The organism is Ancylobacter aquaticus, from assembly GCF_004339465.1.
GTDB classification, from domain to species: domain Bacteria; phylum Pseudomonadota; class Alphaproteobacteria; order Rhizobiales; family Xanthobacteraceae; genus Ancylobacter; species Ancylobacter aquaticus.
Window position 1 is genome coordinate 822,194 of sequence record NZ_SMFY01000002.1, and the last position, 18,014, is coordinate 840,207.

Consider the following 18,014-nt stretch of genomic DNA (forward strand, 5'->3'; position numbering starts at 1 on the left):
GCGCTCCGTTCTGAAACGCCCGTTCAGTGAGCGGCGAGGCCGCCGATTTCATCGCGGGCGATCACCGGCTCGACCTCGGTGGTCGGCGCCAGCACCTTCTCTTCCCAGACGATCGCCTCGGGCTGGCGGATGAGCGCATGCTGCAGCACCTCGTCCATCCGCGACACCGGCACGATCTCCAGCGCGTTCTTCACATTGTCCGGGATTTCCGCCAGATCCTTGGCGTTCTCCTCGGGGATCAGCACCTTCTTGATGCCGGCCCGCAGGGCCGCCAGCAGCTTCTCCTTGAGGCCACCGATCGGCAGCACCCGGCCGCGCAATGTGACCTCGCCGGTCATGGCGATGTCACGGCGGATCGGGATGCCGGTCAGCACCGAGGTCAGCACCGTCGCCATGGCGACGCCGGCCGACGGGCCGTCCTTCGGGGTCGCCCCCTCGGGAACATGGACATGGATGTCGCGACGGTCGAACAGCGGCGGCTCGATGCCGAAATCGAGAGCGCGCGAGCGGACATAAGAGGCCGCTGCCGAAATCGATTCCTTCATGACGTCGCGCAGGTTGCCGGTAACGGTCATCTTGCCCTTGCCGGGCATCATCACGCCTTCGATCGTCAGGATCTCGCCGCCCACCTCGGTCCAGGCAAGGCCCGTCACCACGCCGACCTGGTCCTCGGTCTCGGCCTCGCCGTAACGGTACTTCGGTGCCCCGAGATAGTCCTCCAGCTGCTGGACCGTGATCTTGACCGACTTCTTCTTGGTCAGCATCAGGTCCTTCACCGCCTTGCGGGCGAGGTTGGAAATCTCGCGCTCAAGGTTGCGCACGCCCGCTTCCCGCGTATAGCGGCGCACCAGCGTCAGCAGCGCTTCGTCGTCGATCGACCATTCCTTGGGCTGCAGACCATGCTTGGTCAGCGTCTGCGGAATGAGGTGGCGACGGGCGATCTCGAACTTCTCGTCCTCGGTGTAACCGGCGATGCGGATCACCTCCATCCGGTCCAACAGGGCCGGCGGGATGTTCAGCGTGTTGGCCGTGGTGACGAACATCACGCTGGAGAGGTCATAGTCGACCTCCAGATAGTGATCGGCAAAGGTGTGGTTCTGCTCGGGGTCGAGAACCTCGAGCAGGGCAGAGGACGGGTCGCCGCGGAAATCGGCGCCCATTTTGTCGATCTCGTCCAGCAGGAACAGCGGGTTGGACTTCTTGGCCTTGCGCATCGACTGGATGATCTTGCCGGGCATGGAGCCGATATAGGTCCGGCGATGGCCGCGGATCTCCGCCTCGTCCCGCACGCCGCCAAGCGCCACACGCACATATTCGCGGCCCGTCGCCTTTGCGATGGACTTGGCGAGCGAGGTCTTGCCGACGCCGGGCGGGCCAACCAGGCACAGGATCGGGCCGGTCAGCTTGTTCTGCCGGCTCTGCACGGCGAGATATTCGACGATGCGGTCCTTGACCTTGTCGAGGCCGAAATGATCGGTGTCGAGCACGTTCTGGGCGAAGGGCAGGTCCTTCTTGACCTTGCTGCGGTTGCTCCACGGGATCGACAGCATCCAGTCGAGATAGTTGCGCACCACGGTGGCTTCCGCCGACATGGGGGACATCTGGCGCAGCTTCTTCAGCTCGTGCGTGGCCTTCTCGCGGGCTTCCTTGGAGAGCTTGACGGTCTTGATGCGCTCTTCCAGTTCGGCCATTTCGTCACGGCCGTCCTCGCCGTCGCCCAGTTCCTTCTGGATCGCCTTCATCTGCTCGTTGAGATAGTACTCGCGCTGGGTCTTCTCCATCTGGCGCTTGACGCGCGTGCGGATGCGCTTCTCGACCTGAAGGACCGAGATTTCGCTCTCCATCAGCGAGAGCACCTTCTCAAGGCGGGTCGTGACCTTGAGGATTTCCAGCACCGCCTGCTTCTCGGGGATCTTGACCGCGAGATGCGAGGCCACCGTGTCCGCCAGCTTCGAGTGCTCCTCGATCTGGGTGACGACACCGACGACTTCCGGCGAAACCTTCTTATTCAGCTTCACATAGCTGTCGAATTCGGCCAACACCGAGCGACCGAGCGCCTCGGCCTCGACCTTGGCGCCAAGCTCTTCCTCCAGCGCTTCCGCCTCGGCCTCATAGAGGTCGGCGCGGTCGGTGTAGTGGTTGACCTTGGCGCGCGAAATGCCTTCGACCAGCACCTTCACCGTTCCGTCCGGCAGCTTGAGCAGCTGCAGCACCGAGGCGAGCGTGCCGATCTTGTAGATGGACGAGGTCTCCGGGTCGTCGTCGGAGGCGTTCTCCTGCGTCGCCAGCAGGATGAAGGTGTCGTTGCGCATCACCTCTTCGAGGGCGCGGATGGATTTCTCACGGCCGACGAACAGGGGCACGATCATGTGCGGGAACACGACGATGTCCCGCAGCGGCAGGACCGGGAAGGTCTGCGCGACTCCCGGGGTGAGCGCGGTGCGAGGCTTGGGGCTCGTCATGGCTCTTTCCTTTCTGTTGGCGGCAGGCGACGTGCCCGGACGACAGGCGTCGTCGGGCGGAACCGTGCCGCAATGCGGCCGGAACGCGAACGTTGATCTCTGTGCGGGGGCTGCGTGAGGCGCGCTGGGCACGTCGATGCGGTCGAGGACCGGGGGTTGGGGCTCAGATGGCGATGCCCCCGCCCCCCGTCAAGGGAGCGGGCCGCGCCGCTGGCCGGGCATGGCTGCCCGGCCGTGCCCACCGCCGGTTCCTCAGGCACTCGCGCCCGCATCGCCAGCTGCGCGGTCCGCATAGATGTAGAGCGGACGGGCGTTCTGCTCGACGACCTCTTTGCTGATGACGACCTCCTCGACCCCTTCCAGGCCCGGCAGGTCGAACATCGTGTCGAGCAGGATGCCCTCCATGATCGAGCGCAGGCCACGCGCGCCGGTCTTGCGCTCGATAGCCTTGCGGGCGATGGCGCCCAGCGCTTCCTCGTGGATGGTCAGCTCGACATTCTCCATCTCGAACAGGCGCTGATACTGCTTCACCAGCGCGTTCTTCGGTTCGGAGAGGATCTTCTTCAGCGCTGCCTCGTCGAGATCGCCCAGCGTGGCGATGACGGGAAGGCGGCCGATGAATTCGGGGATGAGCCCGTACTTCAGCAGATCTTCCGGCTCGACCTCGCGGAACACCTCGCCCGGCTTGCGGTCCTCGGGCGCGTGGACGACCGCGCCGAAGCCGATCGACGTGCCCTTGCCGCGGGAGGAGATGATCTTGTCGAGGCCGGCGAAGGCGCCGCCGCAGATGAACAGGATGTTGGTCGTGTCCACCTGCAGGAATTCCTGCTGGGGATGCTTGCGCCCGCCCTGCGGCGGCACGGAGGCGACGGTGCCTTCCATGATCTTCAGCAGCGCCTGCTGCACGCCCTCGCCCGAGACGTCGCGGGTGATGGACGGGTTGTCGGACTTGCGGCTGATCTTGTCGATCTCGTCGATATAGACGATGCCCCGCTGCGCCCGCTCGACATTGTAGTCGGCCGACTGCAGCAGCTTGAGGATGATGTTCTCGACATCCTCGCCGACATAGCCCGCTTCGGTCAGCGTGGTCGCGTCCGCCATGGTGAAGGGCACGTCGAGGATGCGGGCGAGCGTCTGCGCAAGCAGCGTCTTGCCCGAGCCGGTCGGCCCAATCAGCATGATGTTGGACTTGGCCAGCTCGACATCGCCGGCGTGCTTGGTCGCGTGGTTCAGGCGCTTGTAGTGATTGTGCACCGCCACCGAGAGGACGCGCTTGGCATGGAACTGGCCGATCACATAATCGTCAAGGACCTTGCAGATTTCCTTCGGGGTCGGGATGCCGTCGCGCGACTTCACCAGCGAGGATTTGTTCTCCTCGCGGATGATGTCCATGCACAGCTCGACGCATTCATCGCAGATGAACACGGTCGGTCCCGCAATGAGTTTGCGGACCTCGTGCTGGCTCTTGCCGCAGAACGAGCAGTAAAGAGTATTCTTGCTGTCGCCGCCGCCAACCTTGCTCATGCGTCTCTCCGTCCGCTCGGCGGTCCAGGCATTGCCCGGAACCGCCCCAGTCCCGCGGCCGCCGCGGGCCTCCAAGAGGGGAGAAACGCGACGGCTCGAAAACGCCGTCAAAAGGAAGCGACTTAAGGGTCCTTGTTCGATGGCACAGCCAAGCACGCTAGCAGCGACACGATCAAGCGGGCAATCGAACCATCCCCGATTTCGCGGATGGGGCGCTGGTCCCGTCGTACCCCCGTCACACCTCCGGGCGACACTTCATTCTGAAGTCATGCAAGCGCGATACCGCGAAGCATGCAAGCCCGCGCTTCATCTCGGCGCGGGCCCCAGTCTCAATATAGGAAGCCGACACGGCTTCGGAAACACGGCGCAAACGCCCGTCAGGGCTTCGCCGGGGCCTCTTCGGGACGCTTGTCGATCACTTTGTCGATAAGGCCAAAGGACTTGGCGACGTCGGCGGTCATGAAGTTGTCGCGCTCCAGCGCGTCCTCAACCGCCTTGATGTCCTGGCCGGTGTGCTTCACGTAGATCTCGTTGAGCCGCTGCTTGAGGCTCATGATCTCTTTCGCGTGCAGCATGATGTCCGTCACCTGGCCCTGGAAGCCGCCCGAGGGCTGGTGCACCATGATTCGCGCGTTGGGCAGGGCGAAACGCATGTCCTTCTCGCCGGCCGTCAGCAGCAGCGAGCCCATCGAGGCCGCCTGGCCGATGCACAGCGTCGACACCGCAGGCTTGATGAACTGCATCGTGTCGTAGATCGCCAGTCCCGATGTCACCACCCCGCCCGGGGAGTTGATGTACATCGAGATTTCCTTCTTCGGATTCTCCGCTTCGAGGAACAGCAGCTGGGCGACCATGAGGGTCGCCATGCCGTCCTCGACCGGGCCGGTCAGGAAAATGATGCGCTCTTTCAGGAGCCGGGAATAAATGTCGTAGGAACGCTCGCCCCGGTTGGTCTGTTCGACCACCATCGGGACCAGGTAGTTATTGAGGGTATCAATCGGGTCACGCATATTTCGATCCTCGGCGGTACGGCGCGCCGGCGCCGCCCGCGAATCCAACCACCCTACAATAAAGGGAAAGCGCGTCCCTACCAGCCCGCCGGCGCGAAAGCCGCGGTGGGCGGAGCCGCGCGCAGCGCACGACTCCGCGAGTTCCGTCGGCCTCAGGCCGCCTTTTCATCCTCGTCGTCGGCGTAGAGTTCCTCGCGGGTGACGGGGATCTCATTAACCGTGGCGAGTTCGAGAAGGTAGTCGACGACCTTCTCCTCGAAGATGGGCGCCCGCAGGCTGGCCAGCGCCTGGGCGTTGCTGCGGTAGAACTCCCACACCTGCTGCTCCTGCCCGGGAAACTGGCGGGCACGCTCGACGACGGCGCGGGTCACTTCGTCGTCCGTAACCTGTATGTTGTTCTTCTCGCCGATTTCCGCAAGCACCAGGCCAAGGCGCACGCGGCGCTCGGCGATCTTCTGGTAGTCCGCGCGGGCGGCTTCCTCGGTGGTGTCCTCATCGGCGAAGGTCTTCTTCTGGGTTTCCATCTCGGCCGTCACCGAGCCCCAGATGCCGTCGAATTCCTGCTGGGCCAGCGTCGGCGGCACGTCGAACTGATGCAGCCCGTCGAGTGCGTCGAGCAGGCGGCGCTTGGCCTTGTTGCGGCTCTGCGCGTTGTGCTCCTGGGCGATGCGGCTCTTCACCTGCTCCTTGAGCGCCTCAAGGCTGTCCATGCCGAGCGTCTTGGCGAACTCGTCGCCCATGTCCATCTCGGTCGGGGATTCGATCATCTTCGCCGTCACCTCGAACGAGGCTTCCTTGCCGGCCAGATGCGCCGCCTGATAGGCCTCGGGGAAGGTCACGTTGACGGTGCGGGTCTCGTCTTCCTTGATGCCGACGAGCTGTTCCTCGAAGCCGGGGATGAAGCTGTTGGAGCCGAGCACCAGCGGCACGTCCTCGCCCGAACCGCCCTCGAACGCCTCGCCGTCGATCGAGCCGACGAAGGACAGGGTGACGCGGTCGCCGTTCTCGGCGATGCCGTCGGGCTTGGCGGCGTAGGGGCGGTTGGCCTCGGCGATCCGCTTGACGGTCTCCTCGACCTCCTCGTCGGACACCGCCAGCACCGGCTTGTCGAGGGTGATGCTCTTGAAGTCGCCGAGCGCGATCGCCGGCAGCACTTCGAGGTTCACGGTGTAGGACAGGTCGGCCTTGCCCTCGATCACCTCGTTGACCGCCGCCTCGTCCTGCGGCAGCTCGACCTTGGGCTGCATCGCGAGCTTGAAGCCGTTATCCTCGATGATCTTGGTGTTGGCCTCGTTCACCGCCTGGTCGATCACCTCGGCCAGCACGGACTTGCCGTACATGCGCTTGAGATGGGCGACCGGCACCTTGCCGGGGCGGAAGCCGTTGAGGCGGACCTTGTCCTTGAGCTCGCTGAGGCGCGCATTGGCCTTGGCGTCAAGTTCGGCGGCCGGCAGCACCACGCGATATTCGCGCTTGAGACCTTCGGCGAGGAGTTCGGTGACCTGCATTTTCAATCGGCCTTCGTCTTGTTTGCCGCTTGCGCGAGCTCTCGAATGTCTGTGTGCGGGCCCACCGCGTGAACGGAGCGAGCCTCGCTCGGTGCAAATGGGTCGGAAGGCGGCACCGGACAAGGGAAGGCACTGGTGCGGGCGGAGGGACTCGAACCCCCACGACTCTCGCCACTGGAACCTAAATCCAGCGCGTCTACCAGTTCCGCCACGCCCGCGGTCGCGCCTGTCGCCCGCCACCTCGTCCGGGAAGGACGCGCATGGACGCATGGGCGCGCACCCGAGAAGGTACCGCCAGCCGGGTGCGGGCTTATAACACGGTCATGACGCTGCGCCAGCGCAAAATGCGCGCCCTCGCCCACCCGCTACACGGCCCCCAGAAGCGCGAACAGCCGGCGATAGACCGGACGCAGCGCGTCGATCAGATCGTCGGCGACAAGGCCGGGCCCGGCCTCCTGCGCGGCCTCGCCGTGCAGCCATACGGCAGCGCAGGCGGCCTCGAAGGGCGGCATGCCCTGCGCCAGCAGCCCGCCGACGATGCCCGCCAGCACGTCGCCCGCCCCTGCCGTCGCGAGCCAGGGTGGCGCGTTGGCGGCAATAGTGGCGCGGCCGTCCGGGCTCGCGACCACCGTGTCCGGCCCCTTCAGCAGCAGCGTCGCCCCCAGCCGCAAAGCGCCGGCGCGCGCCCGCTCCAGCCGCGAGGGGGCGTCCAGCACCTGCGGGCAGCCCTCGAAAATCCGCGCGAACTCGCCGTCGTGCGGGGTGGCGACCGCGGCCGGCGCAGCGGCGATGGCATGTGCCAGCGCGTCCACCCCACCCATGAACGAGGTGAGAAGGTCGGCGTCGAGCACCAGGCGCCGGTCGCCGCAGGCCGCCAGCCGGTCCCGCGCGCCCTGCCCCACGCCGAGGCCGGGGCCGAGCACCACAGTGGTCAGCCTTTGATCGGCCAGCACATGCGCCAGCCCGGCGGCGTCCTCGACCGGCCGCACCATGACGGCGGAGAGATTCGCCGCGTGGATCGGCAGCGCCTCGGCCGGGCATGCCACCGTCACCAGCCCCGCCCCGGCCCGCAGCGCGGCGCGGGCGGCCAGCCGCGTCGCGCCCGTCGCCTGTGCCGGTCCGGAGACGGCGACGAGATGACCGCGACTGTATTTGTGACCCTGCGGCGCCGGCACCGGGAAATGATCCGCCCACAGCGCCGGCACGTTCTCGTGGGTCAGCGGACGAATCTCGTCGAGCGCCTCAGGCAGGATGCCGATGTCGGCGACGCTCAGTTCGCCCGCATGCAGGCGGCCCGGCAGCAGCACATGGCCGGGCTTGGGCCGGAAGAAGGTGACGCTCCAGCGCGCCTTCACCGCCGCCCCGCGCACGGCGCCGGTGGCGCCGTCAATGCCCGAGGGCAGGTCGACCGCCAGCACCGGCAGGCCGGCGGCGGCTATGGCGGCATTCACCCGCTCCACCAGCGCCCGCGCCGGACCCTCGAGATCGCGCGCCAGCCCGGCGCCGAACAGCGCGTCGATGATGAGATCGACGGCCTCCAGTGCCGCGCCTTCCGCCGGCTCGACAGGCCCCGTCCATTTCGCCGCCATGAGTGCGGCATCGCCGCGCAACTGCGCGCGGTCCCCGAGCAGCGCGAGCCGCACCCGGTAGCCGGCCTCGCGCAGCAGCCGTGCGGCGACGAATCCGTCGCCGCCATTGTTGCCCGGCCCACACAGCACCAGCACGCGCCCACCCGCCAAAGTCACCCGCGCGGCGAGGCGGGCGACCGCCTCTCCCGCCCTTTCCATGAGCACGGCACCGGGCATGCCGGCGGCAATGGTGAAGGCGTCGGCGCGCGCCATCTCGCTGGGGGTGAGTAGCTCCATGAAGCCTTGCTCCTGCACGGTCTGGCGGTGCGGCGGGCGGACACGAGAGCCTAGCTGAAACCGGCGACTCCCGGCGAGCCGTGGCATCGTCGCAGCAAACGGGGGCAAATGCCCAACTTCCACGCAGCCCTCGGCGGCGAAGTCCGCCTCAAATAGCCCATTCCTTAAGCAATATGCCTACAACTTCATCGTCCATCAAAAATGAAGCTGTTTGGCCCGCTCGGTAGCGGCGTGCGATGATGCGCTATTAACGGTTTCCGGCGACACTGGGATGCTTGGCATGGGTTCTGCTTCTTCGCGACCCGACTCGGCCGGGCGTCGCGGATCGACGAGTCAGGGAGACGAGGTCAGATGAAGAAGATTGAGGCCATCATTAAGCCCTTCAAGCTCGACGAGGTGAAGGAGGCGTTGCAGGAAATCGGCCTGCAGGGCATCACCGTCACGGAAGCCAAGGGCTTCGGCCGGCAGAAGGGGCATACGGAACTGTATCGTGGCGCGGAATACGTCGTCGATTTCCTGCCCAAGGTGAAGATCGAGATCGTGGTTGCCGACGAGACGGTGGAAACCGCTATCGACGCCATCCGCCGCGCCGCCCAGACCGGCCGCATCGGCGACGGCAAGATCTTCGTGTCCAACATCGAAGAGGCCATTCGCATTCGTACCGGCGAGTCGGGCGTCGACGCCATCTGAGAGCCAGCGTAGTATGGTCGCGCATATGAGCGCGCCGCATCCTGACAGGGTGCGGCGCGTATCGTCGTTGACCATCCGCTTGGGACCAGCTGCCCCTCAAAAGTCGGCAGTATCAGAAGAGGTACGAACAATATGACGACGGCCAAGGATGTACTGAAGCTAATAAAGGACAACGACGTTAAATACGTCGACCTGCGCTTCACCGATCCCCGCGGCAAGTGGCAGCACGTGACCTTCGATATCACGATGGTCGACGAAGATTTCTTCGCCGAAGGTCAGGCATTCGATGGGTCCTCCATTGCCGGCTGGAAGGCGATCAACGAATCGGACATGCACCTGCAGCCCGATCTCGACTCCGTCAGCATCGACCCGTTCTTCGCCGAGACCACCATGGTCGTGGTCTGCGACGTGCTGGAGCCGACCACGGGCGAGCCCTATGGCCGCGACCCGCGTGGCATGGCCAAGAAGGCCGAAGCCTATCTGAAGTCCACCGGGATCGGCGACACCATCTATATCGGGCCCGAAGCCGAATTCTTCATCTTCGACGACGTGCGCTTCACGGCCGACCCCTACAACACCGGCTTCAAGCTCGATTCGGTCGAACTGCCGACCAATGGCGGCACCGAATATGAAGGCGGCAATCTCGGCCACCGCGTCCGCACCAAGGGCGGCTATTTCCCGGTGCCGCCGGTGGACAGCTGCCAGGACCTGCGGGGCGAGATGCTCGCCGCCATGGCCCGCATGGGCGCCAAGGTCGAGAAGCACCACCACGAAGTCGCCTCCGCCCAGCATGAGCTGGGGCTGAAGTTCGACACGCTGGTGACGATGGCCGACCAGCTGCAGATTTATAAGTACTGCATCCACCAGGTCGCCAACGTCTATGGCAAGACGGCCACCTTCATGCCGAAGCCGATCTTCGGCGACAACGGCTCGGGCATGCATGTGCACCAGTCGATCTGGAAGGAAGGCAAGCCGCTGTTCGCCGGCAACAAATATGCCGACCTCAGCCAGGAATGCCTGTGGTACATCGGCGGCATCATCAAGCACGCCAAGGCGCTGAATGCCTTCACCAACCCGCTGACCAATTCCTACAAGCGGCTGGTTCCCGGCTATGAGGCTCCCGTGCTGCTCGCTTATTCCGCGCGCAACCGCTCGGCCTCCTGCCGCATCCCCTACACCACCTCGCCGAAGGCGAAGCGCGTCGAGACCCGCTTCCCGGACCCCGGCGCGAACCCTTACCTCGCTTTCGCGGCACTGCTCATGGCCGGCCTCGACGGCATCCTGAACAAGATCGATCCCGGTCCGGCCATGGACAAGGACCTTTACGATCTGCCGCCGAAGGAGCTGAAGAAGATCCCGACCGTCTGCGGCTCGCTGCGCGAGGCGCTGTCGTCGCTCGACAAGGATCGCGACTTCCTCAAGAAGGGCGGCGTGTTCGAGGACGACTTCATCAACGCCTATATCGAGCTGAAGATGGTCGAGGTGATGCGGTTCGAAATGACCCCGCACCCGGTCGAGTTCGAGATGTACTATTCGGTCTGACCGGCACGCCGTTCGACCAACGGAAAGGGGCGCCGCGAGGCGCCCTTTTTTCGTGGGCCCACCCGTCGATTTGCTGCGGAAATCCAGCGGTAACCTAATCCAGCTCTGTCACGCACGCGTGAATCGTGTAGGACTTTCCTGTGGTACCTCAGGGGGGTTATATGCGTCATACCGTGTTGGGCGCCTTCGCGTCCGTCTTGCTGCTGGGGACCAGCAGCGCCGCGCTCGCGTCGGCCGGCTGCTCCGCTTTCAACGGCACCTTCTCCGGCGGTTCGATCTCCGGCAGCACCTCCGGCACGGGGTTCGTGGCCGGCGACACGATCAAGCTGACCGTCACCGCCGTCGGCGGCTCCGACAGGCTCGGCCTCTATGACGCCACGACCCACAATCCTCTGATCCTGAGCTTCGACACGGTCGGATCGCAGACCTATGTCGTGCCGGAGGCGACCTCGGATGAGTTCATCATCAGCGGCACGCAGTCCAACGCAGGCTCGAATTTCTCGTGGAGCTGCACGGCCGGCGGCGGTGGGAGCGGCGGCGTCACCGACAGCAAGAAACTGACCAGCGTCCAGTCCATCGGTTCGACGGTCGTGGCCAACACGTCGGGCGCCGCCATCAGCACCTCGGTGTCCACCGCCATCGATTCCACGCTGGGTGGGGGCGCACCCGGCACCTCGACACCGGCCGCCGTGGCGATGACCCGCGAGGAGTTTGCTGATTACGTAGCCCGGAAGGCCTCTCATGGGGCAGGCCCGGAAAACGGCGGCCCTAGTGCGAAGGTCTATAATTACTTTTACAAGGAGGCGCTGCAGCTTTACGATTTATATCTTGCCAAGGGTCAGGTGCCGGTACGGACGGCGGACGGCTATAAGTGGGTGGCACAATCTTCGGTCGCCTCCCGGTTCACTGCCGAGGGCCGCTCCGGCGTGTCGGGAACCACCGACGAGGCCTTCTCGGCCCTCAGCTATGCGAACGTCAACAAGTCGCTCTCGTTCGCCACGCCGATGGCCGAGCAGAACTGGAGCGCCTGGGTCGATGTGCGCGGCAGCGGATTCCAGCAGTCCGATTCCGACCTGATGAAGGGCACGCAGATCAACGCCACCGCCGGCCTCACCTATCGCCTCGCCCCCACCGTGGTGGTTGGCGTGTTCGGCGGTTACGAGAATTTCAACTATGACTTCGCCTGGCTCACCGGCAATCTGGAAGGCGACGGCGCCACGGTCGGCACCTATGCCGGCTGGCAGATCACGCCGACGCTGCGCTGGAAGGGCATGGTCGGCTGGACCGGGCTCAGCTACGACGCCTCCGCCGGGCTGGCGGCCGGCAGCTTCGACGGCTCGCGCTGGCTGCTCTCCACCGGGATCAACGGCACCTTTGATGTCGGCGGCTATGTCGTCGAACCCTCCGCCGATGTGTTCGCCCTCTGGGAAAGCCAGGGCAACTATATCGACACGCTGGGAGGTCTCCACGATTCGCGCGATTTCTCCACCGGGCGCGTCGCGCTGGGCGGCAAGGTGACGGCGCCGCACTGGGTCGAGGGCGTGATGCCCTATCTCGGTCTTTACGCCGACTGGCGCTTTGCCTCGGACGATGCAGTGGTGGCCGATGTGCCCGACACCGGCATCGGCGACGGCTGGTCGGCACGGGTCACGGGCGGTTTCAGCATGCGTGTTCTCACGGCCGGATCGCTGTCGCTCGGCGGCGAATATGGCGGCATTGGCGCCGATTACAGCGTGTGGACCGGCACCGCCCGGCTGACCGTGCCGTTCTGACCCTCTTCAAAGCGGAGGCGGCGGGGCGGCGATTGCCGACTTCGCCGCCCGCTGGCGCCGTACGGCAGCCACGGAAGCACCCGGCACACAGAGCGAGAGGCAAACAAAAAGGGCGGGTCCAAGGACCCGCCCTTTCGTATTGGTAGAGACGCCGATCAGCGCTTCGAGAACTGGAAGCTGCGGCGGGCCTTGGCCTTGCCGTACTTCTTACGCTCGACAACGCGCGAATCGCGGGTCAGGAAGCCGCCCTTCTTCAGCGGGGCGCGCAGCTCGGGCTCGTAATAGGTGAGCGCGCGCGAAATGCCATGGCGCAGCGCGCCGGCCTGGCCGGAGAGGCCGCCGCCGGAGACGGTGCAGACCACGTCATACTGGCCGGTACGGGCCGCCGTGGTGAAGGGCTGCTGGATGATGAGGCGCAGCACAGGACGGGCGAAATACACCTCGATCTCGCGCTCATTGACCAGGATCTTGCCGGTGCCGGGACGGACCCAGACGCGGGCGACCGCGTTCTTGCGCTTGCCGGTGGCATAGGCACGGCCCTGGCGGTCCAGCTTCTGGACATGCTTGGGGGCCTCGGGGGCCTGGGACTTGAGGGCTTCGAGCCCGTCGAGCGACTGGATGAGCTCAGCCATGATCAGATCCCCACATTCTTGCGGTTGAGCCCGGCGACGTCGAGCGTCTCCGGCTGCTGGGCTTCATGCGGATGGGTGGCGCCCTTGTAAACGCGCAGATTGCCCATCAGCTTGCGGCCAAGCGGGCCGCGCGCCAGCATGCGCTCCACGGCCTTTTCGACCACGCGCTCGGGGAAACGACCTTCGAGGATGAACTTAGCAGTCCGCTCCTTGATGCCGCCGGGGAAGCCGGTGTGGTGATAATAGACCTTGTCGTCGCGCTTGCGGCCGGTCAGCACCACCTTGTCGGCATTGATGACGACGATATTGTCGCCGCAATCGACATGCGGGGTGTAGATCGGCTTGTGCTTGCCCTTGAGGCGGGTAGCGATGATGGTCGCGAGACGGCCGACCACGAGGCCGGAAGCGTCGATCACGACCCATTTCTTCTGAATATCGGCGGGTTTTGCCGAAAACGTCTTCATGGGAAAATCCATATGCAAGGGCGCGGAATGCCCGCACCTCTCTCGTGGCGGGTTTCTAGACGAGCCCACGCGCGAGGTCAATGTCCACATGCGCCGAATTCACGTTACCGATCAATGGGTTGCAAATTAGGTAATTTAATACCTCGGCCTAACCCCTTGAAATCGACCTTCCCCCGGCACTGATCCACCGTCCCGTCCGCTCCCCCGCCCCGTTCGCGCGAAAAAGCTCGCCTCGTCAGGCAGACACGTCCCATATGCAGGACGCGCCCGCCTCCAGCCCAGGTCCTTCGATGAATCACGATCACTATGACGACGCCTTCCTCGCCGACTGGCTCGGCGGCGTGCGGACCATCGCCGTGGTCGGCGCCAGCCCGAAGCCCGAGCGCCCCAGCCATGGCGTCGCCCTCTATCTCGCTCAGCGCGGCTACAAGGTGTTCGCCATCAATCCCGGCCAGGCCGGGCGCGCCATTGCCGGCTTGCCGACCTACGCGCATCTGGCCGACGTGCCCGAGCCGATCGACATGGTCGACGTCTTCCGCGCCCCGGAGCATCTCGAATCGGTGGTCGGGGAGGCGCTCGCCCTCTCGCCCCGGCCCAAGCTCATCTGGGGCCAGCTCGGCGTGCGCGACGATGCGGCGGCGGCGCGCGCCGAGGCAGGCGGTATCGCGGTCATCATGAACCGCTGCCCGGCCATCGAAATCCCCCGGCTCCGCCTCGCCCGGCCGGCGTGAGCATGCCCGCAGCTCAGAACCGATAGCCGACCAGCAGCATCACCGAGGGCTGGAAGGCCTCCTGCACCACGGGGCTGTCGGCGGCATCGCCGAGGAGATAGCCGAGGCCGACCTCGCCACGCACCAGCCAGTGCTCGGTGACCGCATAGGTCGCCACCAGTTCGATGTCGACGCGCTTGAAGCCGGCGCCGATGTCGTAGCGCGACAGGCCCGACAGGGCGGACTGCGCCGCCGTCACGCCGAAATAGGCCTGCATGTAGTCCTCGTCGGCCCAGGTGGTCGAAACGCCGGCGGAGAAGCGGAACTGCCCGGCATCGTGGGCGAGCTTGAAGCCGAGCGTCGCCTGCGTGCCGTCGCTCCCGCCGATGATCCGCTCGATCGAGGCGTAGATTTCAGCCGCGCCTCTCTCATAGGTAAGCGTCGCGCCGACCACGCCACCCATGTCGATGTCGCCAAGCCCCCGGAGATGGTCCGAATCGCTCTGCTCACGGCCGGTGTCATAGCCAAGCTGCCCACTCAGGGTGAGGTCGCCCAGGCTGTGGAGGTTCACCGACACGCCGCGCGGGTCGACCGTCACATGCTCGCCGAAGCTGGCGGTGATGAACGGAACGGGCTGGAAATCGAACTCGTCCGATCCCTCATATTTCGGCGCCATCATCACGCCGCCGCCCAGCACGACATTCCAGTCCGCCAGCGTGCCGGCGACGAAAGCCCAGCCATCGGCGGCGGAGGCCGTCGCGGCGCCGCCGTCGAGGGTGGCCGCCGGCCCGGCCAGATGACCGGCGAGGGCGGGAGGAAGCAGAAGAGCGGAACAGGCCAGCGGCAGGCCAAGGCGGGCAAGGTGTCGGATACGCATGCGCGGTCTCTGTATGGCCGGGGGGGGGAATGTCCCGCGGAAACGTTCCGGGGCCGGCCACCCATCCCGCGCCCTGGACTGCCGGGGCCAGCGCCGCTTCGTAATTGCGTCAAACTCTTCGCTAATGTGCAGTGCAGCACGCACGGGAAGGCTGAACATGCGCGATTTCGCGAACGGACGTCTGGCGAAAGGACCGCTGGCGCGCTGGCTGCGGGCGCGGGCGCCGGAGGTCAGCTTCGCCCTCGCGCTCAGCCCGGCTTTCGCCTGGATGGCGCCGTTCGACACCACCGATGGCAGTTTCCTCGAGCGAATCGTGTTCTGGGGCTGGCTGCTGCCCTCGTGGTTCCTGGTGCTGGCGGTGACGCAGGCCCGGGCGCATCGCATCCGCACTCTCGAGGCACTGTCTCCGGCGGCACGGTCGACGGTGATGCTGGCCTTGTCGGCGGTGCCGATGATCGGGATAGCCGGCCTTGCCGCCAGCACGATGCAGGGCTGGCAGGTCAGCCCGTGGGAAGTGTCCAAACTCTATATCAGGGTGCTTCTCATCGGCGCGCTGGTGACGCTGCTGTGGAAGGCCATCGGGCTCTCCCGTCCGGGCGCGGCGCGCTACGCCCCCGCACTGGCCGCGCCTGAAGTGGCACAGCCGCCGGCTTCGGTCCCGACGGCACCAGCCATTGCCCGGCCGGTCACCGCCCTGCCCTCCGCCGAACTGCTCGCCCGGCTGCCTCCCGCCCTGCGCGGTCCCCTGCTCTGCCTGCAGATGGAGGACCACTATGTCCGCATCCACACCGCCAAGGGCTCCGCGCTGGCGCTGCTGCGCCTGAGCGACGCCATCGCCCAGACTGGCGCCACCCCGGGGCGGCAGGTCCACCGCTCCTGGTGGGTGTCGGACGACGCGGTGGAGGGTTTCGAGAAACAAGGACGCACGGGCCGGCTGCGGCTGGGCAACGGGCTGCGCGTGCCGGTGTCGCAGCGCTATGCGCGGGAGGTCGAAGTCGCCTTCGGCCCGGCGACCGCGGGCGAGCCGCCTTCCCCTCGGCGCATGACCTGATCGTCCAGCCTGCCGGCGGCTGATGGCGCTCGCTAACGCGCCGGATATCAACAGCCATATTTCGCTGTTTGAATCTTTATCCAATCCTGTTGCGTTTTTTAGCCGAGGCGCGACACTGCCGGGCAAGACGCCCGCGGCGTCCAGCGCCGCACGCGCGGATCGCCGGCCCGTCGACAGGAGAACGCCAATGACCGACGCCCCCACTCCCGCCCCCGGCTTTGCCACCGTCGCCGTCCATGCCGGCGCCGCGCCCGACCCGACCACCAAGGCGCGCGCCACGCCGATCTACCAGACGACGTCCTTCGTGTTCGACGATGTCGACCACGCGGCCTCGCTGTTCGGGCTAAAGGCGTTCGGCAACATCTATACCCGCATCGGCAACCCGACCAACGCGGTGCTGGAAGAGCGCGTCGCAGCGCTGGAAGGCGGCACCGCCGCGCTGGCCGTCGCGTCCGGCCATGCCGCGCAACTGCTCACCTTCCAGACGCTGCTGACCCCGGGTGACGAGTTCATCGCCGCGCGCAAGCTCTATGGCGGGTCGATCAACCAGTTCAACCACGCCTTCAAGAGCTTCGGCTGGAACGTCGTCTGGGCGGATTCGGACGACGTCGCCTCTTTCGAGCGCGCCATCTCGCCGCGCACCAAGGCCATCTTCATCGAGTCGATCGCCAATCCCGGCGGCATCGTCACCGACATCACCGCCATCGCCAAGATCGCCAAGCGCGCCGGCGTGCCGCTCATAGTCGACAACACGCTGGCGACGCCCTACCTCATCCGCCCCTTTGAGCACGGCGCCGACATCATCATCCATTCAGCCACCAAGTTTCTCGGCGGCCACGGCAATTCCATCGGCGGGTTGATCGTCGATGGCGGCTCGTTCGACTGGATGCGCGAGGGGCGCTATCCTTTCCTGTCGCAGCCGCGCCCGGAATATGAGGGCATCGTCATCGGCGAGGCCTTCGGCAATTTCGCCTTCGCCATCGCCGCCCGCGTGCTCGGCCTGCGCGATCTCGGCCCGGCGCTTTCGCCGTTCAACGCGTTCCTCCTCCTCACCGGCATCGAAACCCTGCCGCTGCGCATCCAGCGCCATTGCGACAACGCGTTGGCGGTGGCCAAGCATCTCGCCGACCACCCCAAGGTCTCCTGGGTCAGCTATCCCGGCCTGCCGGGCGACCGCTATTACAACCTCGCCCAGCAGTACACGCCGAAGGGCGCGGGGGCGGTGTTCACCTTCGGGCTCAAGGGCGGCTTCGAGGCCGGCGTGGCGCTGGTGTCGGGGGTGAAGCTGTTCTCGCACCTCGCCAATATCGGCGACACCCGCTCTCTCATCATCCACCCCGCTTCCACCACCCATCGCCAGCTTGCCGACGACCAGAAGGTGCTCGCCGGTGCGGGGCCCGACGTGGTGCGGTTGTCGGTGGGCATCGAGGACGCCGCCGACATCATCGCCGATCTGGATCAGGCGCTGGCGCGCGCCTGATTCCGCCCGCATTGCGGACAATCTTGCGGATCGTGAACGAATTATGAGCGTGTCATGCGCGGCCCGCAGGGCTGGGATGCGGTATATTTCCTACCAAACGAGCAGGATGTCGAATATCTAGGCATCGGAATGATTAACGGACGTGCAGCTGCCGGGAATGCCCGGAGGCCGCGATCCGATTAACCGAAAACCGATGGAGACTGACATGCTGCTTTGGGGCCTCGTTGCCAAGCAGATCCGCCGTTACCAGGCGTATCGCCGCACTCTTATCGAGCTTTCCCAGCTCGACGATCGCACGCTCGCTGACATCAACGTCACGCGCGGCGAAATCACCAGCGTTGCCCGTCGCGCCGCCGCTGCGGCGTGATGAGCGAGCGGACCTCGCGTCCGACGCATGGCTCTGCAAGAACGGCCCCGGAAATTTCCG

Annotated in this window: 15 protein-coding genes and 1 tRNA gene; 7 read left to right on the forward strand and 9 right to left on the reverse strand. The window is 65.9% G+C overall.

Annotated features, from left to right (window positions below; translation table 11 throughout):
• Positions 1-23: 23 nt before the first annotated feature.
• The 6 genes from lon to EV667_RS13430 all read right to left on the reverse strand — a co-directional run bounded on the left by lon (position 24) and on the right by EV667_RS13430 (position 8,369).
• Positions 24-2,462 (reverse strand): endopeptidase La, encoded by a 2,439-nt coding sequence (gene lon / locus EV667_RS13405; protein WP_131835820.1) that lies wholly within the window; start codon positions 2,460-2,462, stop codon positions 24-26.
• Between the two features lie 252 nt (positions 2,463-2,714).
• A complete protein-coding gene (clpX, locus tag EV667_RS13410) occupies positions 2,715-3,986 on the reverse strand; it encodes an ATP-dependent Clp protease ATP-binding subunit ClpX (RefSeq protein ID WP_131835821.1) in 1,272 nt (423 codons plus the stop codon).
• Positions 3,987-4,363: 377 nt separating this feature from the next.
• Positions 4,364-4,996, reverse strand: a complete 633-nt coding sequence (locus EV667_RS13415; RefSeq protein ID WP_131835822.1) for an ATP-dependent Clp protease proteolytic subunit — start codon at positions 4,994-4,996, stop codon at positions 4,364-4,366.
• A 152-nt stretch (positions 4,997-5,148) separates the two neighbouring features.
• A complete protein-coding gene (tig, locus tag EV667_RS13420; RefSeq protein WP_131836346.1) occupies positions 5,149-6,504 on the reverse strand; it encodes a trigger factor in 1,356 nt (451 codons plus the stop codon).
• Positions 6,505-6,637: 133 nt separating this feature from the next.
• A tRNA-Leu gene (locus tag EV667_RS13425) sits at positions 6,638-6,722 on the reverse strand.
• A 147-nt stretch (positions 6,723-6,869) separates the two neighbouring features.
• Positions 6,870-8,369 (reverse strand): NAD(P)H-hydrate dehydratase, encoded by a 1,500-nt coding sequence (locus EV667_RS13430; protein ID WP_131835823.1) that lies wholly within the window; start codon positions 8,367-8,369, stop codon positions 6,870-6,872.
• 351 nt (positions 8,370-8,720) lie between these two features.
• Here EV667_RS13430 and EV667_RS13435 point away from each other — a divergent pair, with 351 nt between their 5' ends.
• The 3 genes from EV667_RS13435 to EV667_RS13445 all read left to right on the forward strand — a co-directional run bounded on the left by EV667_RS13435 (position 8,721) and on the right by EV667_RS13445 (position 12,373).
• On the forward strand, positions 8,721-9,059 hold the full coding sequence (locus EV667_RS13435) for a P-II family nitrogen regulator (RefSeq protein ID WP_018386933.1): 339 nt from the start codon (positions 8,721-8,723) through the stop codon (positions 9,057-9,059).
• Positions 9,060-9,191: 132 nt separating this feature from the next.
• The gene (gene glnA / locus EV667_RS13440; RefSeq protein ID WP_131835824.1) at positions 9,192-10,601 is read left to right on the forward strand and encodes a type I glutamate--ammonia ligase; all 1,410 of its coding nucleotides are present in this window, start codon (positions 9,192-9,194) and stop codon (positions 10,599-10,601) included.
• A 161-nt stretch (positions 10,602-10,762) separates the two neighbouring features.
• A complete protein-coding gene (locus tag EV667_RS13445) occupies positions 10,763-12,373 on the forward strand; it encodes an autotransporter outer membrane beta-barrel domain-containing protein (protein WP_131835825.1) in 1,611 nt (536 codons plus the stop codon).
• Between the two features lie 155 nt (positions 12,374-12,528).
• Here the strand turns inward: EV667_RS13445 and rpsI are convergent, their stop codons facing one another.
• Both rpsI and rplM read right to left on the reverse strand, forming a co-directional pair.
• Entirely contained in the window at positions 12,529-13,005 is a 477-nt protein-coding gene (rpsI, locus tag EV667_RS13450; protein ID WP_131835826.1) for a 30S ribosomal protein S9, read from the reverse strand.
• A 2-nt stretch (positions 13,006-13,007) separates the two neighbouring features.
• On the reverse strand, positions 13,008-13,469 hold the full coding sequence (gene rplM, locus EV667_RS13455) for a 50S ribosomal protein L13 (RefSeq protein WP_131835827.1): 462 nt from the start codon (positions 13,467-13,469) through the stop codon (positions 13,008-13,010).
• 290 nt (positions 13,470-13,759) lie between these two features.
• On the opposite strand from rplM, the gene EV667_RS13460 reads away from it, so the two are divergent.
• Positions 13,760-14,200, forward strand: coding sequence for a CoA-binding protein (locus tag EV667_RS13460; RefSeq protein WP_131835828.1), 441 nt, complete (start codon positions 13,760-13,762; stop codon positions 14,198-14,200).
• 13 nt (positions 14,201-14,213) lie between these two features.
• Here the strand turns inward: EV667_RS13460 and EV667_RS13465 are convergent, their stop codons facing one another.
• Complete coding sequence (locus EV667_RS13465; protein ID WP_131835829.1) at positions 14,214-15,056, reverse strand: MipA/OmpV family protein; 843 nt, start codon at positions 15,054-15,056, stop codon at positions 14,214-14,216.
• 157 nt (positions 15,057-15,213) lie between these two features.
• Here EV667_RS13465 and EV667_RS13470 point away from each other — a divergent pair, with 157 nt between their 5' ends.
• From EV667_RS13470 to EV667_RS13480, 3 genes are all read left to right on the forward strand, one after another.
• The gene (locus EV667_RS13470; RefSeq protein ID WP_131835830.1) at positions 15,214-16,107 is read left to right on the forward strand and encodes a LytTR family DNA-binding domain-containing protein; all 894 of its coding nucleotides are present in this window, start codon (positions 15,214-15,216) and stop codon (positions 16,105-16,107) included.
• Positions 16,108-16,294: 187 nt separating this feature from the next.
• A complete protein-coding gene (locus EV667_RS13475) occupies positions 16,295-17,587 on the forward strand; it encodes an O-acetylhomoserine aminocarboxypropyltransferase (protein ID WP_131835831.1) in 1,293 nt (430 codons plus the stop codon).
• Positions 17,588-17,792: 205 nt separating this feature from the next.
• Complete coding sequence (locus EV667_RS13480) at positions 17,793-17,954, forward strand: DUF1127 domain-containing protein (RefSeq protein WP_131835832.1); 162 nt, start codon at positions 17,793-17,795, stop codon at positions 17,952-17,954.
• The last annotated feature ends 60 nt before the right edge of the window (positions 17,955-18,014 follow it).

Coding starts and splice junctions, on each gene's coding strand:
- EV667_RS13435 (WP_018386933.1), top strand. CDS start 8,721: ATGAAGAAGATTGAGGCCATCATTAAGCCCTTCAAGCTCGACGAGGTG.
- EV667_RS13480 (WP_131835832.1), top strand. CDS start 17,793: ATGCTGCTTTGGGGCCTCGTTGCCAAGCAGATCCGCCGTTACCAGGCG.
- EV667_RS13470 (WP_131835830.1), top strand. CDS start 15,214: ATGCGCGATTTCGCGAACGGACGTCTGGCGAAAGGACCGCTGGCGCGC.
- lon (WP_131835820.1), bottom strand. CDS start 2,462: ATGACGAGCCCCAAGCCTCGCACCGCGCTCACCCCGGGAGTCGCGCAG.
- EV667_RS13460 (WP_131835828.1), top strand. CDS start 13,760: ATGAATCACGATCACTATGACGACGCCTTCCTCGCCGACTGGCTCGGC.
- EV667_RS13475 (WP_131835831.1), top strand. CDS start 16,295: ATGACCGACGCCCCCACTCCCGCCCCCGGCTTTGCCACCGTCGCCGTC.
- glnA (WP_131835824.1), top strand. CDS start 9,192: ATGACGACGGCCAAGGATGTACTGAAGCTAATAAAGGACAACGACGTT.
- EV667_RS13415 (WP_131835822.1), bottom strand. CDS start 4,996: ATGCGTGACCCGATTGATACCCTCAATAACTACCTGGTCCCGATGGTG.
- EV667_RS13445 (WP_131835825.1), top strand. CDS start 10,763: ATGCGTCATACCGTGTTGGGCGCCTTCGCGTCCGTCTTGCTGCTGGGG.
- rplM (WP_131835827.1), bottom strand. CDS start 13,469: ATGAAGACGTTTTCGGCAAAACCCGCCGATATTCAGAAGAAATGGGTC.
- rpsI (WP_131835826.1), bottom strand. CDS start 13,005: ATGGCTGAGCTCATCCAGTCGCTCGACGGGCTCGAAGCCCTCAAGTCC.
- EV667_RS13430 (WP_131835823.1), bottom strand. CDS start 8,369: ATGGAGCTACTCACCCCCAGCGAGATGGCGCGCGCCGACGCCTTCACC.
- EV667_RS13465 (WP_131835829.1), bottom strand. CDS start 15,056: ATGCGTATCCGACACCTTGCCCGCCTTGGCCTGCCGCTGGCCTGTTCC.
- tig (WP_131836346.1), bottom strand. CDS start 6,504: ATGCAGGTCACCGAACTCCTCGCCGAAGGTCTCAAGCGCGAATATCGC.
- clpX (WP_131835821.1), bottom strand. CDS start 3,986: ATGAGCAAGGTTGGCGGCGGCGACAGCAAGAATACTCTTTACTGCTCG.